Source organism: Marinifilum sp. D714 (assembly GCF_030851345.1).
Taxonomy (GTDB): Bacteria; Bacteroidota; Bacteroidia; order Bacteroidales; family Marinifilaceae; genus Marinifilum.
The window spans coordinates 1-19,247 of the sequence record NZ_JALPNU010000023.1 but is presented as its reverse complement, the minus strand read 5'-3'; the positions used below and the strand labels follow the sequence as shown (position 1 = coordinate 19,247).

At 36.1% G+C, this 19,247-nt stretch carries 19 protein-coding genes; 6 read left to right on the top strand and 13 right to left on the bottom strand.

The genetic code is table 11. From position 1 onward, the window contains the following. The first annotated feature begins 7 nt into the window (after positions 1 to 7). From aroA to M0051_RS16105, 4 genes are read left to right on the top strand one after another with little or no spacing between them, the layout of a single operon-like run. A complete protein-coding gene (gene aroA / locus M0051_RS16120) occupies positions 8 to 1,285 on the top strand; it encodes a 3-phosphoshikimate 1-carboxyvinyltransferase (protein WP_306742545.1) in 1,278 nt (425 codons plus the stop codon). 12 nt (positions 1,286 to 1,297) lie between these two features. Next, positions 1,298 to 1,729, top strand: a complete 432-nt coding sequence (locus tag M0051_RS16115) for a DUF523 domain-containing protein (protein WP_306742544.1) — start codon at positions 1,298 to 1,300, stop codon at positions 1,727 to 1,729. A 15-nt stretch (positions 1,730 to 1,744) separates the two neighbouring features. Then, the gene (locus M0051_RS16110; RefSeq protein WP_306742542.1) at positions 1,745 to 2,293 is read left to right on the top strand and encodes a GNAT family N-acetyltransferase; all 549 of its coding nucleotides are present in this window, start codon (positions 1,745 to 1,747) and stop codon (positions 2,291 to 2,293) included. A 28-nt stretch (positions 2,294 to 2,321) separates the two neighbouring features. Beyond that, positions 2,322 to 3,302, top strand: coding sequence for a chorismate synthase (locus M0051_RS16105; RefSeq protein ID WP_306742541.1), 981 nt, complete (start codon positions 2,322 to 2,324; stop codon positions 3,300 to 3,302). Positions 3,303 to 3,536: 234 nt separating this feature from the next. Here M0051_RS16105 and M0051_RS16100 read toward each other — a convergent pair whose 3' ends face one another. Genes M0051_RS16100 through M0051_RS16070 form a run of 7 tightly spaced genes read right to left on the bottom strand, consistent with a single transcriptional unit; the run spans position 3,537 to position 11,090 of the window. Continuing rightward, entirely contained in the window at positions 3,537 to 3,992 is a 456-nt protein-coding gene (locus M0051_RS16100; RefSeq protein ID WP_054720257.1) for an ATP synthase subunit K, read from the bottom strand. Between the two features lie 52 nt (positions 3,993 to 4,044). Then, positions 4,045 to 5,841 (bottom strand): V-type ATP synthase subunit I, encoded by a 1,797-nt coding sequence (locus M0051_RS16095; protein ID WP_306742540.1) that lies wholly within the window; start codon positions 5,839 to 5,841, stop codon positions 4,045 to 4,047. After that, entirely contained in the window at positions 5,838 to 6,440 is a 603-nt protein-coding gene (locus tag M0051_RS16090) for a V-type ATP synthase subunit D (protein WP_306742539.1), read from the bottom strand. The genes M0051_RS16095 and M0051_RS16090 overlap by 4 nt, the downstream gene beginning before the upstream one ends. Beyond that, positions 6,430 to 7,758, bottom strand: coding sequence for a V-type ATP synthase subunit B (locus tag M0051_RS16085; protein ID WP_306742538.1), 1,329 nt, complete (start codon positions 7,756 to 7,758; stop codon positions 6,430 to 6,432). Before M0051_RS16085 ends, M0051_RS16090 begins: the two co-directional genes overlap by 11 nt. A 35-nt stretch (positions 7,759 to 7,793) precedes the next feature. Then, on the bottom strand, positions 7,794 to 9,554 hold the full coding sequence (locus M0051_RS16080; RefSeq protein WP_306742537.1) for a V-type ATP synthase subunit A: 1,761 nt from the start codon (positions 9,552 to 9,554) through the stop codon (positions 7,794 to 7,796). Positions 9,555 to 9,579: 25 nt separating this feature from the next. Then, complete coding sequence (locus tag M0051_RS16075; protein ID WP_306742536.1) at positions 9,580 to 10,452, bottom strand: DUF2764 family protein; 873 nt, start codon at positions 10,450 to 10,452, stop codon at positions 9,580 to 9,582. 20 nt (positions 10,453 to 10,472) lie between these two features. Further along, complete coding sequence (locus M0051_RS16070) at positions 10,473 to 11,090, bottom strand: hypothetical protein (RefSeq protein WP_306742535.1); 618 nt, start codon at positions 11,088 to 11,090, stop codon at positions 10,473 to 10,475. 463 nt (positions 11,091 to 11,553) lie between these two features. On the opposite strand from M0051_RS16070, the gene M0051_RS16065 reads away from it, so the two are divergent. Continuing rightward, complete coding sequence (locus M0051_RS16065) at positions 11,554 to 12,480, top strand: CsgG/HfaB family protein (protein WP_306742534.1); 927 nt, start codon at positions 11,554 to 11,556, stop codon at positions 12,478 to 12,480. A 139-nt stretch (positions 12,481 to 12,619) separates the two neighbouring features. Here M0051_RS16065 and M0051_RS16060 read toward each other — a convergent pair whose 3' ends face one another. The 5 genes from M0051_RS16060 to M0051_RS16040 form a co-directional block, all read right to left on the bottom strand. Then, positions 12,620 to 13,192, bottom strand: a complete 573-nt coding sequence (locus M0051_RS16060) for a hypothetical protein (RefSeq protein WP_306742533.1) — start codon at positions 13,190 to 13,192, stop codon at positions 12,620 to 12,622. A 389-nt stretch (positions 13,193 to 13,581) separates the two neighbouring features. Continuing rightward, positions 13,582 to 14,151 carry a cysteine hydrolase family protein gene (locus tag M0051_RS16055; protein WP_306742532.1) on the bottom strand — a complete coding sequence of 190 codons (570 nt, stop codon included), beginning with the start codon at positions 14,149 to 14,151 and terminating at the stop codon, positions 13,582 to 13,584. A gap of 75 nt (positions 14,152 to 14,226) precedes the next feature. Further along, a complete protein-coding gene (locus M0051_RS16050; protein WP_306742531.1) occupies positions 14,227 to 15,195 on the bottom strand; it encodes a GlxA family transcriptional regulator in 969 nt (322 codons plus the stop codon). 903 nt (positions 15,196 to 16,098) lie between these two features. Beyond that, a complete protein-coding gene (locus M0051_RS16045; RefSeq protein ID WP_306742530.1) occupies positions 16,099 to 16,647 on the bottom strand; it encodes a hypothetical protein in 549 nt (182 codons plus the stop codon). A gap of 329 nt (positions 16,648 to 16,976) precedes the next feature. Next, positions 16,977 to 17,174 (bottom strand): hypothetical protein, encoded by a 198-nt coding sequence (locus tag M0051_RS16040; RefSeq protein WP_306742529.1) that lies wholly within the window; start codon positions 17,172 to 17,174, stop codon positions 16,977 to 16,979. A 492-nt stretch (positions 17,175 to 17,666) separates the two neighbouring features. On the opposite strand from M0051_RS16040, the gene M0051_RS16035 reads away from it, so the two are divergent. Then, a complete protein-coding gene (locus M0051_RS16035) occupies positions 17,667 to 18,023 on the top strand; it encodes a hypothetical protein (protein ID WP_120239815.1) in 357 nt (118 codons plus the stop codon). A gap of 81 nt (positions 18,024 to 18,104) precedes the next feature. Here the strand turns inward: M0051_RS16035 and ppgK are convergent, their stop codons facing one another. Then, positions 18,105 to 18,845 carry a polyphosphate--glucose phosphotransferase gene (gene ppgK, locus M0051_RS16030; protein WP_306742528.1) on the bottom strand — a complete coding sequence of 247 codons (741 nt, stop codon included), beginning with the start codon at positions 18,843 to 18,845 and terminating at the stop codon, positions 18,105 to 18,107. Positions 18,846 to 19,247: the final 402 nt, after the last annotated feature.

Genomic DNA, 19,247 nt, shown 5'->3' with positions numbered 1-19,247 from the left:
CAAAACAATGAGAGTTCGAATTCAAAATTCAAATATAAAAGGGAGCATTACTCCTCCCAGCTCGAAAAGCATGATGCAACGAGCATTGGCAGCCGCTGCTTTGGCAAAAGGTGAAACAGGTATTCTCAATCCATGCAGGTGTGATGATGCTACGGCAGCAAGCAACATTATTCAAAAAATGGGTGCCGATCTTACGGATTTGGGACACAAAATCCTTGTAAAAAGCAATAAAGAGAATGCTGCCAAATCTGTAATGGTAGGAGAATCAGGATTATCATTAAGAATGTTCTCTCCTATTTTGGCTTTAAATCCCGAACCAGTATGTATTAATGGTCGTGGAAGTATTCTGAAACGTCCGGTTCACAATATTCTTGAAGGACTGGAAGCACTGGGAATAGAATGTAAAAACCCAGGTAAAGGATTACTTCCCATCGAGTTGGAAGGTGGCTATAAAAATAATACTGCCGTGACCAACGGGGCATTGGGTTCTCAGTTCTTAACAGGTCTTTTAATGGCATTGCCTTGCAGGAAAGAAGATACGATTTTGGAGGTAACCAACCTCAAGAGCATTCCTTATATCAACATGACCATTGATTTGTTAAAGGATTTTGGGATTGAAATCAGCCATGAAAATTACAAGCGCTTTACCATCAAAGGAAATCAGCAGTACAAAGCCATAGAATACACAGTGGAAGCCGATTGGAGTTCAGCGGCACCACTTCTGGTAGCAGGAGCATTGAAAGGTAAACTTACCCTTGAAAATTTGAATCCATATTCGTACCAGGCCGACATTGCCATTTTGGATGCTTTGAAAAAATGTGGAGCAAGTTTACATTGGAATGGCAACAGCCTGACGGTTGAAAAGAAAGGATTGAACGCCTTTGAATTTGATGCAACTCATTGTCCTGACCTTTTCCCTCCTCTGGTAGCTTTAGGGGTTCATTGTAATGGCGATACAAGAATTAAAGGAGTACACCGACTGGAGCACAAGGAAAGCAACAGAGGTATTGTACTTCAGAAAGAATTTGGAAAACTTGCTGTACCTATCAGAATTGAAGGCGATGAAATGGTAATCCCGGGAGGAAGATTAATTGGCGGTATTACAAACAGTAATAACGATCACAGGATTGCAATGGCATTGGCTGTTGCCGGATTAAATTCAAAATATCCAGTCGAAATTGGTGATCATGATTGTGTTGCAAAATCTTATCCGGATTTTTTCACAGATTTGAGAAAAATTGGTGGCGGCGTTGCAGAATTCTATTTCAAAAGTCAATTTGTATAAAAATCAATATCAATGATCATAGTTAGTTCCTGTTTGGCAGGAGTAAAATGCAGATACGATGGCAATGACAACCTGGTAGCTGAAATCAAAGAACTGGTTTTATCGGGAAAAGCCATTGCATTGTGTCCTGAAGAATTAGGTGGCTTGTCTACCCCACGAACTCCTTGCGAAATTGTGAAAGAGAACAATCAATTAAAGGTGATGACAAAGGATCAAGTTGATTGCACAGCACAATTCCTGCTAGGAGCTGAAAAGGTAGCTGAGATTGCTAAAATCCTGGACTGTAAACAAGCCATTTTAAAAGCCAATAGTCCATCTTGTGGATGTGGAATGATTTACGATGGCAGTTTCACAGGAAATAAAATCAAAGGAAATGGGCTAACTGCAGAACAATTGTTGAAACAAGGAGTTGAAATCAAAAATGAAATGAACTTTAAAGAATAAAATAATACACTAACGATGAAAGTCGATCCTTCTATACACACAAGCAAATCTGGCAAAGAAACTACACTTCGTGAGGCAAGTATTTCGGATGCTCATTCACTTAGAAATTGTATTCTTTCCTATATTAATGGAGTTACCATTCCTTTTACAAGAGAGGAATTTGATAAGTCGGATACAGAAATTGAAAACTGGATTAATGAGCTAAATTCTGCTCCAAACAGCTTATTGCTAATTGCGGAATATGAAGGTGAAATTATTGGCAATATTGATGTTACATCCAGCAGAAGAAGCATGCTCAAGCATACGGGATACATTGGCATGGGTGTTCATGAAGCTTGGCAAAACAATGGCGTCGGTTCTCTTCTGTTTCAGAAAATGATTGATTGCTACGAAAGAAATCAGGAAATTGAACTTTTATGGCTACAAGCATTTGGATCCAACTTATTAGGCTTACACATGTACCGCAAATTTGGTTTTGAAGAAAGTGGTAGGCAAGAAAAATTCATAAAAACACATGATGGCGAATATATTGACAATGTTATCATGACAAAAACATTAATTTAGAGCACACATAGCATAAGAAGCATAGAACATGAACAATTTCGGAAGAATATTCAGATTAAGCATATTTGGTGAATCACATGGTAAAGGAGTTGGAATTACCATTGACGGTTGTCCGGCAGGAATTCCTCTTACAGAAGAAGATTTAATGCACGATTTAGGTCGCAGAAAATCTGGAGCAAGAGGAACAACACCACGTATAGAGAAGGATTTACCAGCCATTTTAAGTGGAACTTTTGAAGGCAAAACAACGGGAGCTCCAATCATTATCCTGTTTAGAAACAAGAATACCCAATCGAAGGATTACAGCAATTTATTGGATAGCCCACGTCCGGGACATGCCGATTTTGTGGCGCAGCATAAATTTGGAAAGAACAACGACTACACAGGAGGCGGTCACTTTTCGGGTAGAATTACCCTGGGAATTGTAGCAGCTGGTGTGGTAGCGAAAAAGATATTGGGAGATGTTAGCATTGATGCCAAACTTACCGAAATAGGTGGTAGAACCGATTTTGATGCTGCCATTGAGGAAGCTTTATTGGAACATGATTCCATTGGAGGAATTGTGGAGTGTAAAGCAAACAATCTTCCAATAGGATATGGAGAACCATTTTTCGATTCGGTTGAATCAATGATTTCCCATCTGATATTTGCCATTCCTGCAACCAAGGGTATTGAGTTTGGTTCGGGTTTCGAAGCAGCTAAAATGAAAGGCTCGGAGCACAACGATAACTTTATCGATGAAACTGGAAAAACAGAAACCAATCACGCAGGTGGTATCAATGGTGGAATTACCAATGGCAATGAATTGGTTTTCCGCGTAGCCATCAAACCAACCTCATCAATTGGGAAAACTCAGAACACCATGAACTTTGCCAAAGGAAAGGTAGAAGAACTGCTGATTGAAGGTCGTCACGATGCCTGCATTGCACTTCGCATCCCAGTGATTATTGAAGCTGCTACTGCCATTGCATTGGCAGACTTAAAACTGATCGATCAAGCTAGAAGATAATACCGATACATAATTGTTGGTACAATAGGTCACTGCATGTTATATATAGACCTATGTTTCAATCAATGAAAAGAGATGCCTTTGGGTGTCTCTTTTTTTGTATCCTTAGCATGAAATCAAGATAGGTTCTATAATATAAAGAGCCCGGATGATAGTCCGGGCTCACAACAGGCATATGCGCGTTAATTAAATGATCCAAAAATTAATGCCTGAATATTATTGTGTAAAACTTGATTACAATCCTGCACTGATAAGGAATGTTGCAGCAAATGCAATGATCGCATACAATTCCGGGAATACAGCCAATACCATTGTTTTACCAAAAATGTCATGTCCTGATCCGATTCCGGCAATACCATTAGAAGTAACACCACCTTGGTTTAAAGCTGAAAAGAATCCTACAAAGCCTAAAGTTAAACCCGCAGCTAAAATAGCAACCGCTTGAAGCATTGTCATGTCAGCGGAAATTACACCTGAACTATTAATGATAAAGAAACCAGCAAAACCGTACAAGCCTTGAGTACCTGGTAATGCACTTAAAAGCAGGAAACTACCAAAACCTTCCGGTTTTTTCTTCAATGCTCCAACCGTTGCATTTCCCCCTTTTGAAACACCAATTGCGCTTCCTACTCCTGAAAAAATAAGCATTATAGCTAATCCAACATACGCTAGAATAATTGCTGTAGTCATAATAAATCTCTCCTTTTTAAATATTAATTATTATTCGTTTTAATTTTGATTGTTACAGTTTATTTGAAAAGGGTTTATACCCTTCACCACCACCCTGAAATCCTGCATTCTTATAGAATTCTACAAATGTTAATCGCATTGGGTGAACAAATGATCCAAGCGAGGAAATCAGTATGTTTAAAGTATGGCCTATCAATAGGAAAATGACAAAGAACACAGGTCCTAAAATTTTAGACGATCCTAAAATTTGCATCGCAATATCATTAATCACAAAACCAAGAATCGCACTTGATAATCCTAATGCAAAAAGCCTGATATACGACAAAAGATCTCCAAAAATGCCTGTTACCGTTGAGTATACATCCCAAACTCCCTTTCCAATTCTTGAAAATACATTTACTTCCGGATCACTAAAAAACAAGATAAAAAAGCCTCCTATCGATAAAATAGAGTACAAGAGCACACTATTCTCAGGTATGATGCCTGTACTGGTCAAAACAGCATAAATTGTTCCTCCCAGAATGGTGATTAACCATCCAAAAGTTGCTAAAGAATAAACAAATCCATATTGTTTGATCTGATTCGCTGCCTTAATGAATAATCCGTAAATGATTTGTATTCCACCCAGCAGAAGTGCCAGATTAAACATTTTATCAGGATTCAGAAATAATGATTTGTATTCTGCAATTACCGGTATTTCTGTTTCTATTAAGTTGACTCCAAATAAGGTTCCTGAAATTGCTCCAAAAACAATTGTAGCAACACCCAATAACTGAATCAAAGACAAAAATGGTTTTATCTCATTCTTTGCTTTGAACTTGTATAATCCTGCACCAATTACAAACAAAAGTCCATAACCTGCATCTCCCAGGCAAAACCCAAAAAACAACATAAAGAATGGTGCAAAAAATACAGTTAAATCCAATTCTGAATAGGATGGCAAAGAAAACATTGCACCTACCGGCTCAAATAATTTACTAAAGCGATTGTTCTTTAATAGTATTGGAACTTTATCTTTTAAACTTGCCTGATCTATATAATGCAAGACCTTTGTTCTCTTAATAAATTCATCAACCTCGGTCTTGCATGTTTCCGGAACCCAACCTTCCAGCACCATTAATTTTTCTTCAAGCTCGAAAGATGTATTACTTACTACTTCATTGATTTTTAACAATTGAAGATTCTCCTGTTTACTCTTTTCAAGAAGAGGAATAGAACTTGCTGCATAGGTATCAAAAGCTTCATTGATTTGATCAATTTTGCATTCCAATTCCTTAATGGTATTCTCTATTTCAGTCATCCCTAAACCAGGAATATTCACCTCTTCAGCATCAATTGAAATTTCCTCGACTCCTTCCTGCACAAGAATAAAGTAAACCTTACCATTGTTTTCAGAAATCAATTCTACCGGAAGATTACTTTGAAGTAACTCCTCGAACTTCTTTTTGGATCCGATGAAAAATCTGAGGTAAATATCCTGCTCCTTAAGTTTTTGAATGCTCTCAATAGAAAATTCACCCCATGGTTTTGCAATTTCAAGCTCTTTATATGCAGCATCCATTTCTTGTTGCAATGCAGCCAAATCCTTTTGTTTCTGCTTTACATCCTCAACAAGTTTAAGTACATCTTTATTGTTGGAATCAACTCCTTGAGCTATTTCTCTTTTTTGCAGGAATTGAATCAAAAAATCAATATCAGATAAGAATTGATGCTTTACATCGTCTTCTGCCTTTTTAATATTATCCTTTTCAACTACATGCAGTACTCCAAGCTCCTGCAGTTCCTTCAAGAAATCTTTGTATTCCTTGTGATAAATAAGGAATGAGTATTTTTGCATTGGAACAATCATGATTCAGCCTCCTGTTTTTGTTGACGATTCTTAACTATTTTCTGCGAAGATTTTGAAAGGTTTTCCTCATCCTCCAAAAATCGTTTTATCTTTCTGATTGCATCATTATAACCAGGAATTTGAACCTTTTCGTAAAGATTAACTTTCTGAGTAGTTTTTCTTCTGGCATAGTTCAGCAGCTCCATTTTCCGATTATAAAACTCTCGCTCCAAGACAATTTCACCTAGTTTCTTAAGAATGCAGATTCCTTCGGCATACCACTTTGGGTTTTCAAACAAGCTGTAATCCTCGATATGAAAATCTACTTTCTCTAGAACAGGAGTTTTAACCCCAGCTATTTTTTTTGTACTTGTTTTGATATCTGCAATCGAAATCAAATTGGAATTGAACTCGTTCCAAATTCCTGGAGATATGGAGTAAGCGTCCATTTTATGCAACAGTTGCTCATCCAAATCTTTAACCTTTGCTTTTGCTCTTTTCACCTCAATACGCAAGGCTGTTTCCTTGTTTTTTATCACAGGAAGAGCCTTCTCTCTCATTTTAAGTTGCTTATTAAGACCTTGGAGAGCTGTTTTATTGTATTGAAATTTAATTGCCATTTCTATTTCCGTATTTTTCTACCAACTCAGCTTTAATACCAATCTCCGAAACAGAAAAATGACTGTTTAAAAGATCCCATGCTGTATTGGTCATTTCGTCTATATCAATGTTAATATCTATAGCCAAGAGTTTCTCTGAATAATTCTTTGCAAACTTGATGGTTCTCTCATCATAATCCGTTAAGTCAAAACCATTTTCCAACTTTGTTTTTGCATTAGCGGCATCGGCATATAAACGAATGGATGCATTCATTACCTGAGGATGATCTTCTCTTGTCTTTTTTCCAATAACAAGTTGCTTTAATCTTGACAAGCTTCGGAACGGATCAATGATTACCTTTCCAATATCCGTATCTCTTCTCAAGAACAATTGTCCTTCAGTAATATATCCCGTATTATCAGGAATTGCATGAGTAATATCACCGCCTGATAAGGTAGTTACTGCAATAATGGTAATGGAACCTCCCTCAGGAAATTGCACTGCTTTCTCGTACAATCTTGCCAAGTCACTATAAAGCGAACCAGGCATACTATCCTTTGATGGAATTTGGTCCATTCGGTTGGATACGATACTTAAAGCATCTGCATAAAGTGTCATATCCGTTAAGAGTACCAGTACATTCTTGTTTTCTTCAACTGCAAAATATTCAGCAGCAGTTAAGGCCATGTCCGGCACCAATAAGCGCTCTACAGGTGGATCATCAGTGGTATTCACAAAACTTGTGATTCGATCCAGTGCTCCTGCATTTTCAAAAACATTCTTGAAGAACAGGTAATCATCATTGGTTAGCCCCATACCTCCAAGTACAATCTTATCCGCTTTGGCACGCAAAGCTACCATTGCCATAACTTGATTAAAAGGCTGATCAGGATCTGCAAAGAATGGAATCTTCTGTCCTGTTACCAATGTATTATTCAAGTCGATACCTGCAATTCCTGTAGCAATCAATTCTGATGGCTGCTCTCTTCTAACCGGATTAACCGAAGGGCCACCAATTTCAATTTCTTTACCATCAACATCAGGGCCACCGTCTATTGGTTCTCCGTATGCATTAAAGAATCTTCCACTCAATTCCTCTCCTACGGTTAATTTGGGTGCATGCCCTAAAAATATAACTTCTGCATCCGTTGAAATTCCTTCCGTTCCCGAAAAAATCTGTAGTGTGATTAAATCACCTTCAATTTTAACTACCTGAGCCAACCGACCATCAACCGAAGCCATTTCCTCGTACCCAACACCTTCTGCGCGTAACGAACAAGTTGCTTTCGTAATGTGTTCAATTTTTGTGTGTATTTTTTGAAATGCTGTTGTTCCCATTTTCTTGTATTATTGTTACTTATTCACAACCTTAATTAGTTCATCATGATCTTCTCGCTGATGATTTCCTCAAGCTCTTTTTCGGATTTCTGAAATGATTCTGATTTAAATTCAGAGTAGTTCATCTGTTTGCAAACATTGATGATTCTCTTGAAGTATGGATTAACTTCTTCGAAGGTCTCAAAATTGAATTTTGCATGGTATACTCCAAGAACTTTCTTCATCATATACTGCTGTCTTTCTATTGAAGAAGAAGCATCAATCTTATCAAATGCATCTTGCTGTAGAATCACAAAGTCGATCACTTCTGATTTCCAGAACTCTTCATGGTAATCAACTGGCACACCATCATCACCAAGAATATTGATCTGCTCATAAGCTTCTCTCCCCTTAATCAAAATATTCTTAGCCAGAAGTATATTATCAACCCACTCCGGAGAAACATTCTCCTTTATAAAATCCTGTAATTCCGGGTATTCAATATATTTTGAGTAACTATCAACAGCATCAATTGCCGGATATCTTTTTCTGTCAGCTCTCTCCTGTGAAAGAGCATAAAAACATCTTGCTGCTTTTTTAGTTGATTCGGTCACAGGTTCTTTCAGGTTACCACCAGCAGGCGAAACCGTTCCTACAAATGTTACTGAACCAGAATTTCCATTGTTCAAGAATACGAAACCTGCACGCGCATAGAAATTAGAAATAATTGCAGGCAAATCCATTGGGAACGCATCCGGGCCAGGCAATTCTTCCATCCTGTTCGACATTTCACGTAAGGCCTGAGCCCAACGAGAAGTAGAGTCAGCAAGTAAAAGTATTTTTAAACCCATGGAACGATAATACTCTGCAATGGTCATTGCTGTATAAACAGAAGCTTCACGAGCCGCAACTGGCATATTCGAAGTATTTGCAATAATGGTTGTTCGCTCCATTAACTTTCGTCCAGACCTTGGATCCTCTAATTCCGGGAATTCAGCAAAAATCTCTACCACCTCATTCGCACGTTCACCACAAGCTGCAACAATAATCATATCAGCATCAGCTTGTTTCGAAAGGGCATGCTGCAATACAGTTTTTCCTGTTCCAAAGGGACCTGGAATAAAACCTGTACCACCTTCTACAATTGGATTTAAACTATCGATTACACGAACTCCTGTTTCCATCAATTTGAAAGGACGCGGTTTTTCGCTATAAGATTTAATAGGCAATTTCACGGGCCATTTCTGAACCATACAAACCGGAATCTCATTCCCATCTGCGTCTAGCAAAACTGCAATGGTATCATTTATTTTGTATTCCCCTTTTGCTACAATGCTTTTTACAGTATAAGAGCCTTCAAGCTTAAAGGGAACCATTATTTTATGAGGCATCCAGTTTTCCTTAACTTCACCCAACCATGAAGCAGCAACAACAGCATCACCTTCCTTTGCAATGGGAGTAAATTCCCAAAGTTTATCATCATCCAAAGCAGAAGTGTAATCTCCCTTTTGTAGCATTACACCTTCCATTTTATTCAAATCGTGCTGCAATCCATCATATATTTTTGATAGGATTCCCGGTCCAAGAGTTGCTTCCAGCATATGGCCGGTAAAAACCACCTCGGTTCCAGGTTTAAGTCCCCTGGTGCTTTCAAAAACCTGTATATATGTATTTTCCTTACTGATTCTAATGACCTCTGCCATTAGTTTTACTTCGTTTGTATGGATATAGCAAATCTCGTTTTGCGAAACTGGTCCATCAACCTTAACAGTCACAAGATTGGCAATAATTCCAACCACCTTTCCTTTTGTATTCATTGTAAGTTGTATTTTTTAAACCTTTCTAATTCTCAGCTGTTCTACTATTTCTCAAGCTAAACTCATCGGAGAATTCATAACTACTTTTAAGATTATGAATCAATTTGGTAAACAGCTCCTTGCCTGATTCATCATCAATTTTCATCCAACGATCAACCATCTCACATTTGATGATATAGGCAAGTATATTCTCAATTGTAAAGTAATTGAACAGTGTTTGCTCATCCAGAAACTTCCATCTGATTAAATCCAGCTCCTTCTCCTTTGCCGTGATGTCCATGTCAGATTCAGCAATCTGAAGGATTTCATCAGCATATGGAACATGCTCCAACAAATCTTCTGAATTTGAATAATCTGTAAGAAGATATGCAAGAACTGATTGATTATAAGTAGTTGAAATCAAATGTTTCCTTAGTTCGTAATTGTACTTTTTACAATTCACAGCCGTTAGAATATTTTTCATATTCAGATCAAACAGAAACCACTCTTTCAGAAATTTGTTCTTCGTCTTCAATACATACTCATAATAGAATTCCTGTAGCTTATTCAAATCATTTTCCTGATCAATCTCTTTATTGAATTCTTTAAGCAAATCACGCATGTAGTCAAGCAGACTTGTAGGCTCATTGATCTGCTGCTCTAAATATTCATGAGTATAATTCCCTAGTGGAATAAATTCATCCTCTTCATTAGAAAGCAGATTCTGGAAGTTTTTATTGTCGTATTGCAAGTACAACAATTTCGCTAATTCATAATCCTTTGAATGAAGCTGTTCAGTAATTTCATTTTTAAACTGCAGACTTAAATCACCATCCCCTGCCTTTTTTCTTTCAAGAACCAAATCAGGAAGTCCAGATATCAAGCAGTAGTAATTTCTTTTAAATAATGTAAAATCCATATACATTCTACTCCTACAGATTAGTCAAAAATCAACTTCTTGGTCTTGTCTTTCAAATAGCTTTTAAAGTAGTTTTCAAAACTCTCATCAGTGAAGTTAATGTGGTAACTACTGTCTTTAGGTGCAATCTTAAATCCTTTTTTTATGGTTGGTATAAAGTTGATTTCCAAACCGGCATTTAATATCTCTTTTGCTTTCTCATTAAAAAACTTAGTCAAGTCGGCTTCATCCTCCTTAGAAAGCAATAGATTAACGCTCATTGATTCTGCACTTTCGGGATTCCATTTGTTAAGCATGCTAAGAATCATATTTTGCACAAAATCTTTATCCTTAAATGCCTCCTGTACCGTAGTATCAACCTGGGCATTTACAATTTCATTTGAGATTTGATGCTTCAAAGAGCTTGTAAATTGTCGAGCGGCTAATTTTAATTCCGATTCTGTATTCTTTCTTACTTCTGATGCTTTCTCTTGCATTTGCTTGCTAAGCTCTGTTTCCATCTTTTTTGCAGATGCAATAATTTCCTCAGCTTCCTTTTTTGCTTTGCTGATAATTACCTCTGCTTCTTTCTTTGCCTCCTCAATACCTTCCAGATAAATCTTATCTGTTAATTGCTTTATTTTATCGTTTGTACTCATAATGTATTAGTTTATAGTTGCACACTTCATGTCATCATTAACTATCGGACAAGATCAAATTCACCAACAGATATTCTTTCTGTATAAAATTTATAGGATTAAGTCATCCGAAGCCAAAACAAGACACATCTTCTTGCTTATCAAGAACATTTGAAAAGGCCAGCAAATACAAGACTTACAGATCTTTTTTACATCAATAGTTTTGTTCTTATTCCTTTGAATTTTTGACTTGATGAAAGTATATGAAAAAGAAAGTCCTTAAAACAGGGGCATCCCCATTACTGACATAGGGATTACCCTACTTTTTAGGTTCATTCACGACAAAGAAACATCTGCTTAAAAAATGCCATTCACATTAATAGGCAATTCCACATTCAAAAAGAAGCCCCTTTACAAGCTCCTCAAATTTCCGTAACTTACTTTATCTATTGATTTTTAAGATATTAACTAAACTTAAACCAAAATGAAAAAAATCGGAAATCTAATCAGGATAAGTGCTCTGCTGATCTTGTTTTCTTTCATGGCTTTTAAAATATCAGCGCAACAACCACAAATCAAAAAGCGAATTGCAGTCTTTGTGTTTGAAGATAAAACCGATAAAAGCTGGAGATGGTGGAACAACAAAGGAGTTGGCGATGGAGTAAGTGATATGCTGACCACTGCACTGGTAAAGTCGGGCAATTACAGGGTAATGGAACGTGCCGAAATTGATAGGATCCTGAATGAGCAAGATTTTGGTCAGTCTGGTAGGGTTACCCAACAAAGTGCAGCAAAAATGGGTCAGGTTTTGGGTGTTGAGATTGCTGTAATCGGATCGGTATCAGAATTTGGATACAAAAGAGGAGAAACCGGCGGTGCTGTTAAAGGCTTAGGAATTGGTGTATCGAACCAGCAAGCTGTAGTAGGTGTGGATGTTCGCATGGTAAATACAAATACTGGAGAAATTATTACTGCCGAGAATGTTCGCAAAAAGAAATCGGCAAAAGGCCTAAAATTAAGAACCAAGAAACTTGCCTTTAAGGACCAAAAGGATTTTGATGAATCATTGGTTGGAAAAGCAGCTCGCGAAGCCATTGAAGATGTAGTAGCCATGATAGATAACAACGCCAATAACATTCCTTGGCAAGCCAAAGTTATCACCGAAAAAGAAGGTGTTGTGTTTATCAACTCGGGAGAAGCAGATGGCTTGCAAGTTGGTGATGTATTTGCGGTTTACAGCAAAGGTGAAGACCTGATTGATCCTGACACAGGCATCTCTTTGGGAAGTGTTGATACCAAAATTGGAGAAATCAAAATTACCGATGCCAGTGTTGGAAACGGAAAAGCTTCCAAATGTTCCATTGTGCAAGGAAGCGGATTTGCCAAAGGCAATTTTGTACGGATGAAATAGAGTATTCTAATTTAATGACAAAATCAAAAATAAAGCCTTAAAAGCTTGTGAACTCACATGCTTTTAAGGCTTTTATATTATTGCTTTTAGAAATACTACTTGGTTGTGCAATGGTTACTTTTGTTGTAGTATCGTACTTTTATTTCCTTTGTTTTAGAATCAAATCCTGCTGTTTATCGGCACATTGAAAACGAACCCAATTATTTCCCCAATGAAACGATTCTAGCTTTAATTCATTTGTAAATTCAAACTCTATTTCTTCACCGTTGTAATTGTCATCATTAGTAACTTTTATCACAGGCGTGATTTCAATTATTGCCTCAGGTATTTTCGTTGTATCTGAATCAAGATAAGGATGTAAATCCCTGTCATACCGTCTTAAAAATCTTTGAGAAACATGAATTTTCTTGATTGATGGTCTCCAATGTCCATCAGTCGATAATTTACCTTTTACAGTGTATTCAATCAGCGATTTGCTATTAAATAAATTGAGTTTGCTTTCAACAAATTCTACTTGAAATGAGTCAACTTTTAGAGATTCTTGATAACTCCACCATCCAATCTCATTTGTTTCTGAAATTTCAAGTTTTGGATCTCTGGGCTCTGCTGATAAGATTTCCCCGATGATTCTAGGCAGAATTAAATAATAGGCTCCAATAAGAAGCAGGAATATTATTCCAATCCAAATCAATATTTTATTTCTACGTCTCATTTTTTAGTATGTGCTACAACGTAAAAGTGTTTTATCCTTTTGTTTCCTAAAGTTAACCAAACATTATCAAGAGAATAGAGTTTTATTTTCAGAATAATTCCAAATAAAGGATAAAACATGGTTGGACAATGCCGTCTGCGCAAAATCCAACTATCGCAGTATATTACATGATATATATTTCCTATCATTAAGCCACAAGAAAGGATTCATGCGGCAGCGGTGGAAATGACAAAATCAAAACACAAGTCCATTTGCAACGGCTCGAATATACGTAATGCGGGATTTAGAAGCACAAAACGATAAAACCCCTACTATTTTAGTAAATGTATAAAAGTTTCAAATAATACATTTCCCCGCATTACGTACATTTTATTGTTAGCGGCTGACTTTTATTCTACCAATTCAAGTAATCTTTTTGTATCAACCACCTTTGCAAAATCATTATTCAAATTAGCCAAAGCTGTTTGATGAATAATTTCTGCTGAGAATTTTTCTCCATTAATTCCTATTCTGTCAAATGTTGCAGTGGCATCTGATATTAAAAAAGTATCAAATCCGAAGTCCCCAGCCATTCTAGTCGATGTTGACACACAATGGTTGGTGGTCATCCCAATAATTACCAGGCTATTGATTCCTTGCTTGTCCAATCTTTCTTTTAAATCTGTACCGATAAATGCGCTGTGGACATTTTTTTTAATCACTGGTTCTCCCTTTATTGGTTTTACTTCATCTTTTATTTCAAATCCTGACCTCGATTCACGAAAGCGTGAATTTGGATTTATTGAACTATGAATGATATGAAAAACAGGTAAATTTAATTCTCTCCATTTGTTTAGAATTATAGATGCATTCTTTTCGGCATCTTTATTATTCCTGTTCTTATCCAGATACTCGCCTTGGTCAAAACCTTTTTGAAAGTCAATTAAGATTAGTGCTGCATTTTGCTCTTTTAAACTCATTATTTTAATTCTTTAGTTAATAATGGTAAAAGTACTTTGGTAATGCATGATGAAAAAGGTCAAACTATAGTCATTTTAGGACAGCTTGTTTTTAATCTCAGACGGTAAAGATTCATGGTGTTTTTCGAGTACCATTCGCAATTGTTTTGAAGTTCTGTAACCACACAAATTGGCGATGTGTTCAATTTTATAATCTGAATTACTCAATAAACTTTTAGCTTTTTCAATTCTCAATTTTGTACGGTATTCGGCAATGGTAACACCTGTTCGTTTTTTAAAGGTTCTGGTCAAGTTCCGTGGACTAACATGTACCAATTCTGCCAAATTTTCAATGGTAGAAGCATCCTCTAAATTATGGATGATCCAATCTTGTACAATATGAATCTTTTCATCCTGATGACTTCTGTTTTGCAAATACACGCTTTCCTGTTCGTCTGTAGCGTGTCTTCTTTTATAAACAACTAATCCTTTCGCAACCTCAGTTGCAATCCGTTTTCCATGCCTTTCCTCAATTAAAAATAAAGCCAAATCAATACCTGTAACTACTCCTGCACTGGTATAAATATTATCAGACTTCGTAAATAAAGTATTGTCCTGTATTTTCAGTAGTGGAAATTCTGTTTTCATTTTCTTTATGAAACCCCAATGCGTAGTACACTCTTTGTGATTTAGAAGTCCTGATTTGGCCAGAAGAAAAGCACCGCTACAAATACTGCAAATGGTTGTTTCATTAGAGTGAGCTCTTTTTAACCAGTCGAAAAAGGATTGGTCTTCCTTACCGTGAATCATTTGATGTGTACTTGCACCAGATATGAAGATAATGTCATTTTTAGTTGGCTTAGTTTCTCTAAAATCATTTAGTGCGGATAATTCTAAACCAGAAGAGCAATTTATCTTTGACTGACTGCTGATGAATTCAAAATGATAATTAAATCCTAAAAATTTAGCTTCCTCAAACACTTGCAAAACACCACTTAAATCAAGAATCGTAACTTGTTCAGGAATATAAAAATAAACTGTTGGTATTGCTTGTTCTTGTTCCATACTTAAATTGTTCGGTCTGTTTTGCTTGCCACTAACGGTCTTGCTAAAATTTGTGGGCGATTTTAAACCACCGCTTTATCAAGTTCCTCCTACGTTTATTGTTTTTGTTACATTATCTGGTTAAGCGTCACCGCCTATAAATTTCAACTTTTGCTAGCAGCTGACATTCTTAATCTCTCTAATCAAACAGTTGGTGTTTTTTTTATTTCTTCCCATTGAGACCACAGAGCTTTGTTTATCTGGATCGCATATACTATTAACTAAAACTTTGTTTTTGTCGAACAGTACAGTGATCTGTTCTCCCCAACTGCCAGAAAAGAAACCGGGACTGGTCTTTGCAATGAAAACATTTTTTTCAACTATTACAGGTTTCCATTCAAGTCTTGTAGATATATCTTCAATCACTTTAGCTAATTCCTCTCATGTCAATTTCGTTTCAATAGATTTGAACTGTAATCTATTCTTTTGAATTTTATAAAATAATATTCCAAGTGTTGTGGGTACAAAAACGGGCACTATAAAAATCAAAATGTTTTCTTTTACTAATGGAATAGAATTTCCCTTAAAAAAGAACCACAGGTGAATAATTACTATAATAACAGGCACAAGGAATAAAGAACCAGGTAAACTAAAATGAGTAAACCTGTCCCAATTTGATAATTTTAATTCTCCTGTCTCGATTGAATATTTTATATCTTCTTCTGTCATAATTGTTTGCTGCCAACGTTAATAATATGAGCAGTAGCGGACTTTAAAGCGGTTCCTTATCCAGTTACAAAGTAGCCAAAGCTACACAATATTAAATAGACAAATCGGTAGATTTGGCGGGGCTGATTAGAACCACCACCTCCCGAATACCCACAGAAACCGCTATTGCTTATATTTATTGTTGGGCAGTCGTGCTTATTCATTATCCGTAATTGAATCATTCAAAGAGTCCTCTGCTATCAAATCTGAATCATTAGTCTTTATAGAAAATAGATCTTTGTAAATGTCATTTAGAACAATCAAAACGATAATTGCGAAAATATTTACAAACAGGAATAATTCTCCAGAATCGCTGTTAATCGTAAAATTGAATTCCGATAATCCAATGCCAAAGTTAAATTCGAATCCTTTTGTAAATTCAAATCCAATCGTTCCTTTTGCACCTGAATAGTATTCATATTTATATTCACCTGTTGATATCGCAATTACTTGAATCGCATGATGAATCATTGAGTATATTATTCCACGTTTCACTCTGTTTTTCTGTAGAATCAAGTTACCTGATTGAATTGAAAAGAGATACAGTCCAATTGCAACTAAAAAAATCAACAGTATCGGACCATTAATTTGTCCTGTTCGCATTAAGAGCCATCCAGAGATACAAAGTCCAAAAATTCCACCTAATATCTGATAAATTCCAATTATTTTTAGAGTTGTTTTCGTATCCTTAATTCGATATTTCATCTATATTTTTTTATAAATTGAATCTATTATTTTAAAAATCAGTCTATTTTCCTTATCCACTTTTTCACAAGTCTGAGTCTAATGCACTCGTCTGCAGCATGCTGCCCAACGTAAAAGTGTTTTATCCTTTCGTTTGATAAAATTAACAAAACATTATTAAGAGAGTTGAATTTTCTTCACAGAATAATTCCAAATAAAGGATAAAACACGTCTAGATAATCTGACTGGAACAAACTCAAATAAGAAAGCCACAAGAAAAAATTCTTGCGGCAGCGGAGGGATTAATTTACAGGCATTATATTAGGATCGTTTTTCTTCGTAACGTACAGCTATGCTCCCATTAAAAGCTGAACTTTTAATGTTATTTCCTGAGCTTTCAACCTTAATTCCTGTTCTTTTAATCTTAATACTTGTGTTTTCAATGTTGAAAGCTGTGCCGGCAACATTGCTAGCTGTGGTTTCAATATTGTAAGCTGAGTGAGCAACATTGCCAGCTGAAGTTTCAACATTAAAAGTTCAACTTTCAACGCAAAAGGCTGTCTTTTCAATCAAAAACTATGTCATTCAAGCATGGAAAGACAACAAAAAACATTGGAAGCTAAGCTTTCAACATTGAAACCTCTGCTTTTAATTTTGAAAGCTGAGGTTTTTAAGTTGCACACTCTCTTCCGAACGTTAAAACATCAACTTTCAACTTTGTTATGTCAGCTTTCTACGTTTAAACCTCATGTTTTTACGTTAAATATTCAACTTTCAACGCGAATCATTTGACATTTACCCTGCGTTTTTCTCATATTTCAATTGAAATCTAGCTACACAACTATAAATCACACAATAAAGCAAACTCCCATGAGATCTACAATACAGACATAATCACAACACAAATAACATATAATATTCATAAGTTTACTAATTTAAAACGATTTTAAATTTCATAAAAACAATATGATTATAATTTAACCAAATGCATTTTTGATAAATTTAATTGTTCAAAAAATAAATTTTTAAATTCAAATAATATGGCACAAATCAAAATCAAAGGCAATGCTAATTATTTAGCTGGTTTGTTCGCTGACATTAAACGAAAAAATGATGCGGATGGTGAAGCTAGCTTATTAAATTCTGTAATCGACATAGCCGCAATTGAAGGAAAGGTTAACAACATGATCGATTATCAGGAAAAAGCAAATGATGCAAATCGATTAAAAGAAGAGTTAAACGAGCAAAAAGCGAAAATGGCTAAAGAAATCATTAATGATATCAAGCAAATTCGTGATTTGTTGAAAGCTCATTTCCCAAACGACACAAAAAAACTTGGTGCATGGGGCTTTACTATCGATGAAGTAAGCAAGAAAAAAGTGGAAGAAACAGTTTAGCAATAAGCAATTCCACTCAACAAAGGGATGGTAGAAAACAATCTACCATCCCTTTGTTATATAAAAAAGTATTGAAGCTTTTTATTTTATCCCATTGGCACTAACAGCAGCCCCAATAATACCCGCTCCATTTTGAAACTCGGCAAGCAATACGGGCACCTCCACATCAATTTCGCTTTCAAACTTATCCAATTTCTTGCTGACTCCTCCTCCAATAATAAAATAATCGGGGGCACATATTACATTCACATGATGAAGAAATTCGTTGAATCGTTTTCCCCAGGCGGTAAAACTCAAGTCTTGCTTTTTTCGAACCGAATCGGCAGCATATTTTTCTATTTTCTTGCCATTCTTGTATTTCAATTGGCCCAATTCAAAATTGGGTAACAATTGCCCATTATAGAAAACTCCTGAGCCAATTCCTGTTCCTATGGTTATCATTACCACCAGGCCTGATTTACCTCTCCCCACTCCATATTTCATTTCTGCCAATCCTGCTGCATCCGCATCATTCACAACAGTAACATCCAATCCCGTTTTCCTACTGAAAAGTTCATCCACCTGAACACCTACCCAGGACTTATCCAAATTGCCATGGGCCATGGCTTTTCCGTGAGAAATGATGCTTGGAAAACCACAACCAACAGGACCATCCCAATTGAAATGCTCAACAATTTTCTTTATCACATCAGCAACAGCTTTTGGTGTAGATGGCTGGGGTGTTGGGATTCTAAATCGTTCCTCCAACTGCTTTCCCGTTTCTACATTAACCGGTGCTCCTTTAATTCCCGAACCTCCTATATCAATTCCAAGTATTTCCATAAATTCTGATTGTGGATTTAACATGATGACTAAAGTTACTAAATAGTACTTAAAATACTTAAAGTGCCTTAAGTACTTAAAGTTAAAGCATACGGTATAAACCTACAATTACTCATTTAAGCTTGCATGTAACAGCACCAATACTCTAAGTACTCCAAGTATTACAAGTACTTTAGGCACCTCTTATATAATTACCCATTATAAATCATACCCCACCGAATAATCTCAATCATAAAATTGGTCCTATAAGATTTATGGTGGGTGAGTTACTAAATAGCACCTAAAGTACTTATAGTTAAAGCATACGATATAAACCTACAATTACTTATTTAAGCTTGCATTTGACAGCACCAATACTCTAAGTACTCCAAGTATTATAAGTACTTTAGGCACTTCTTATAT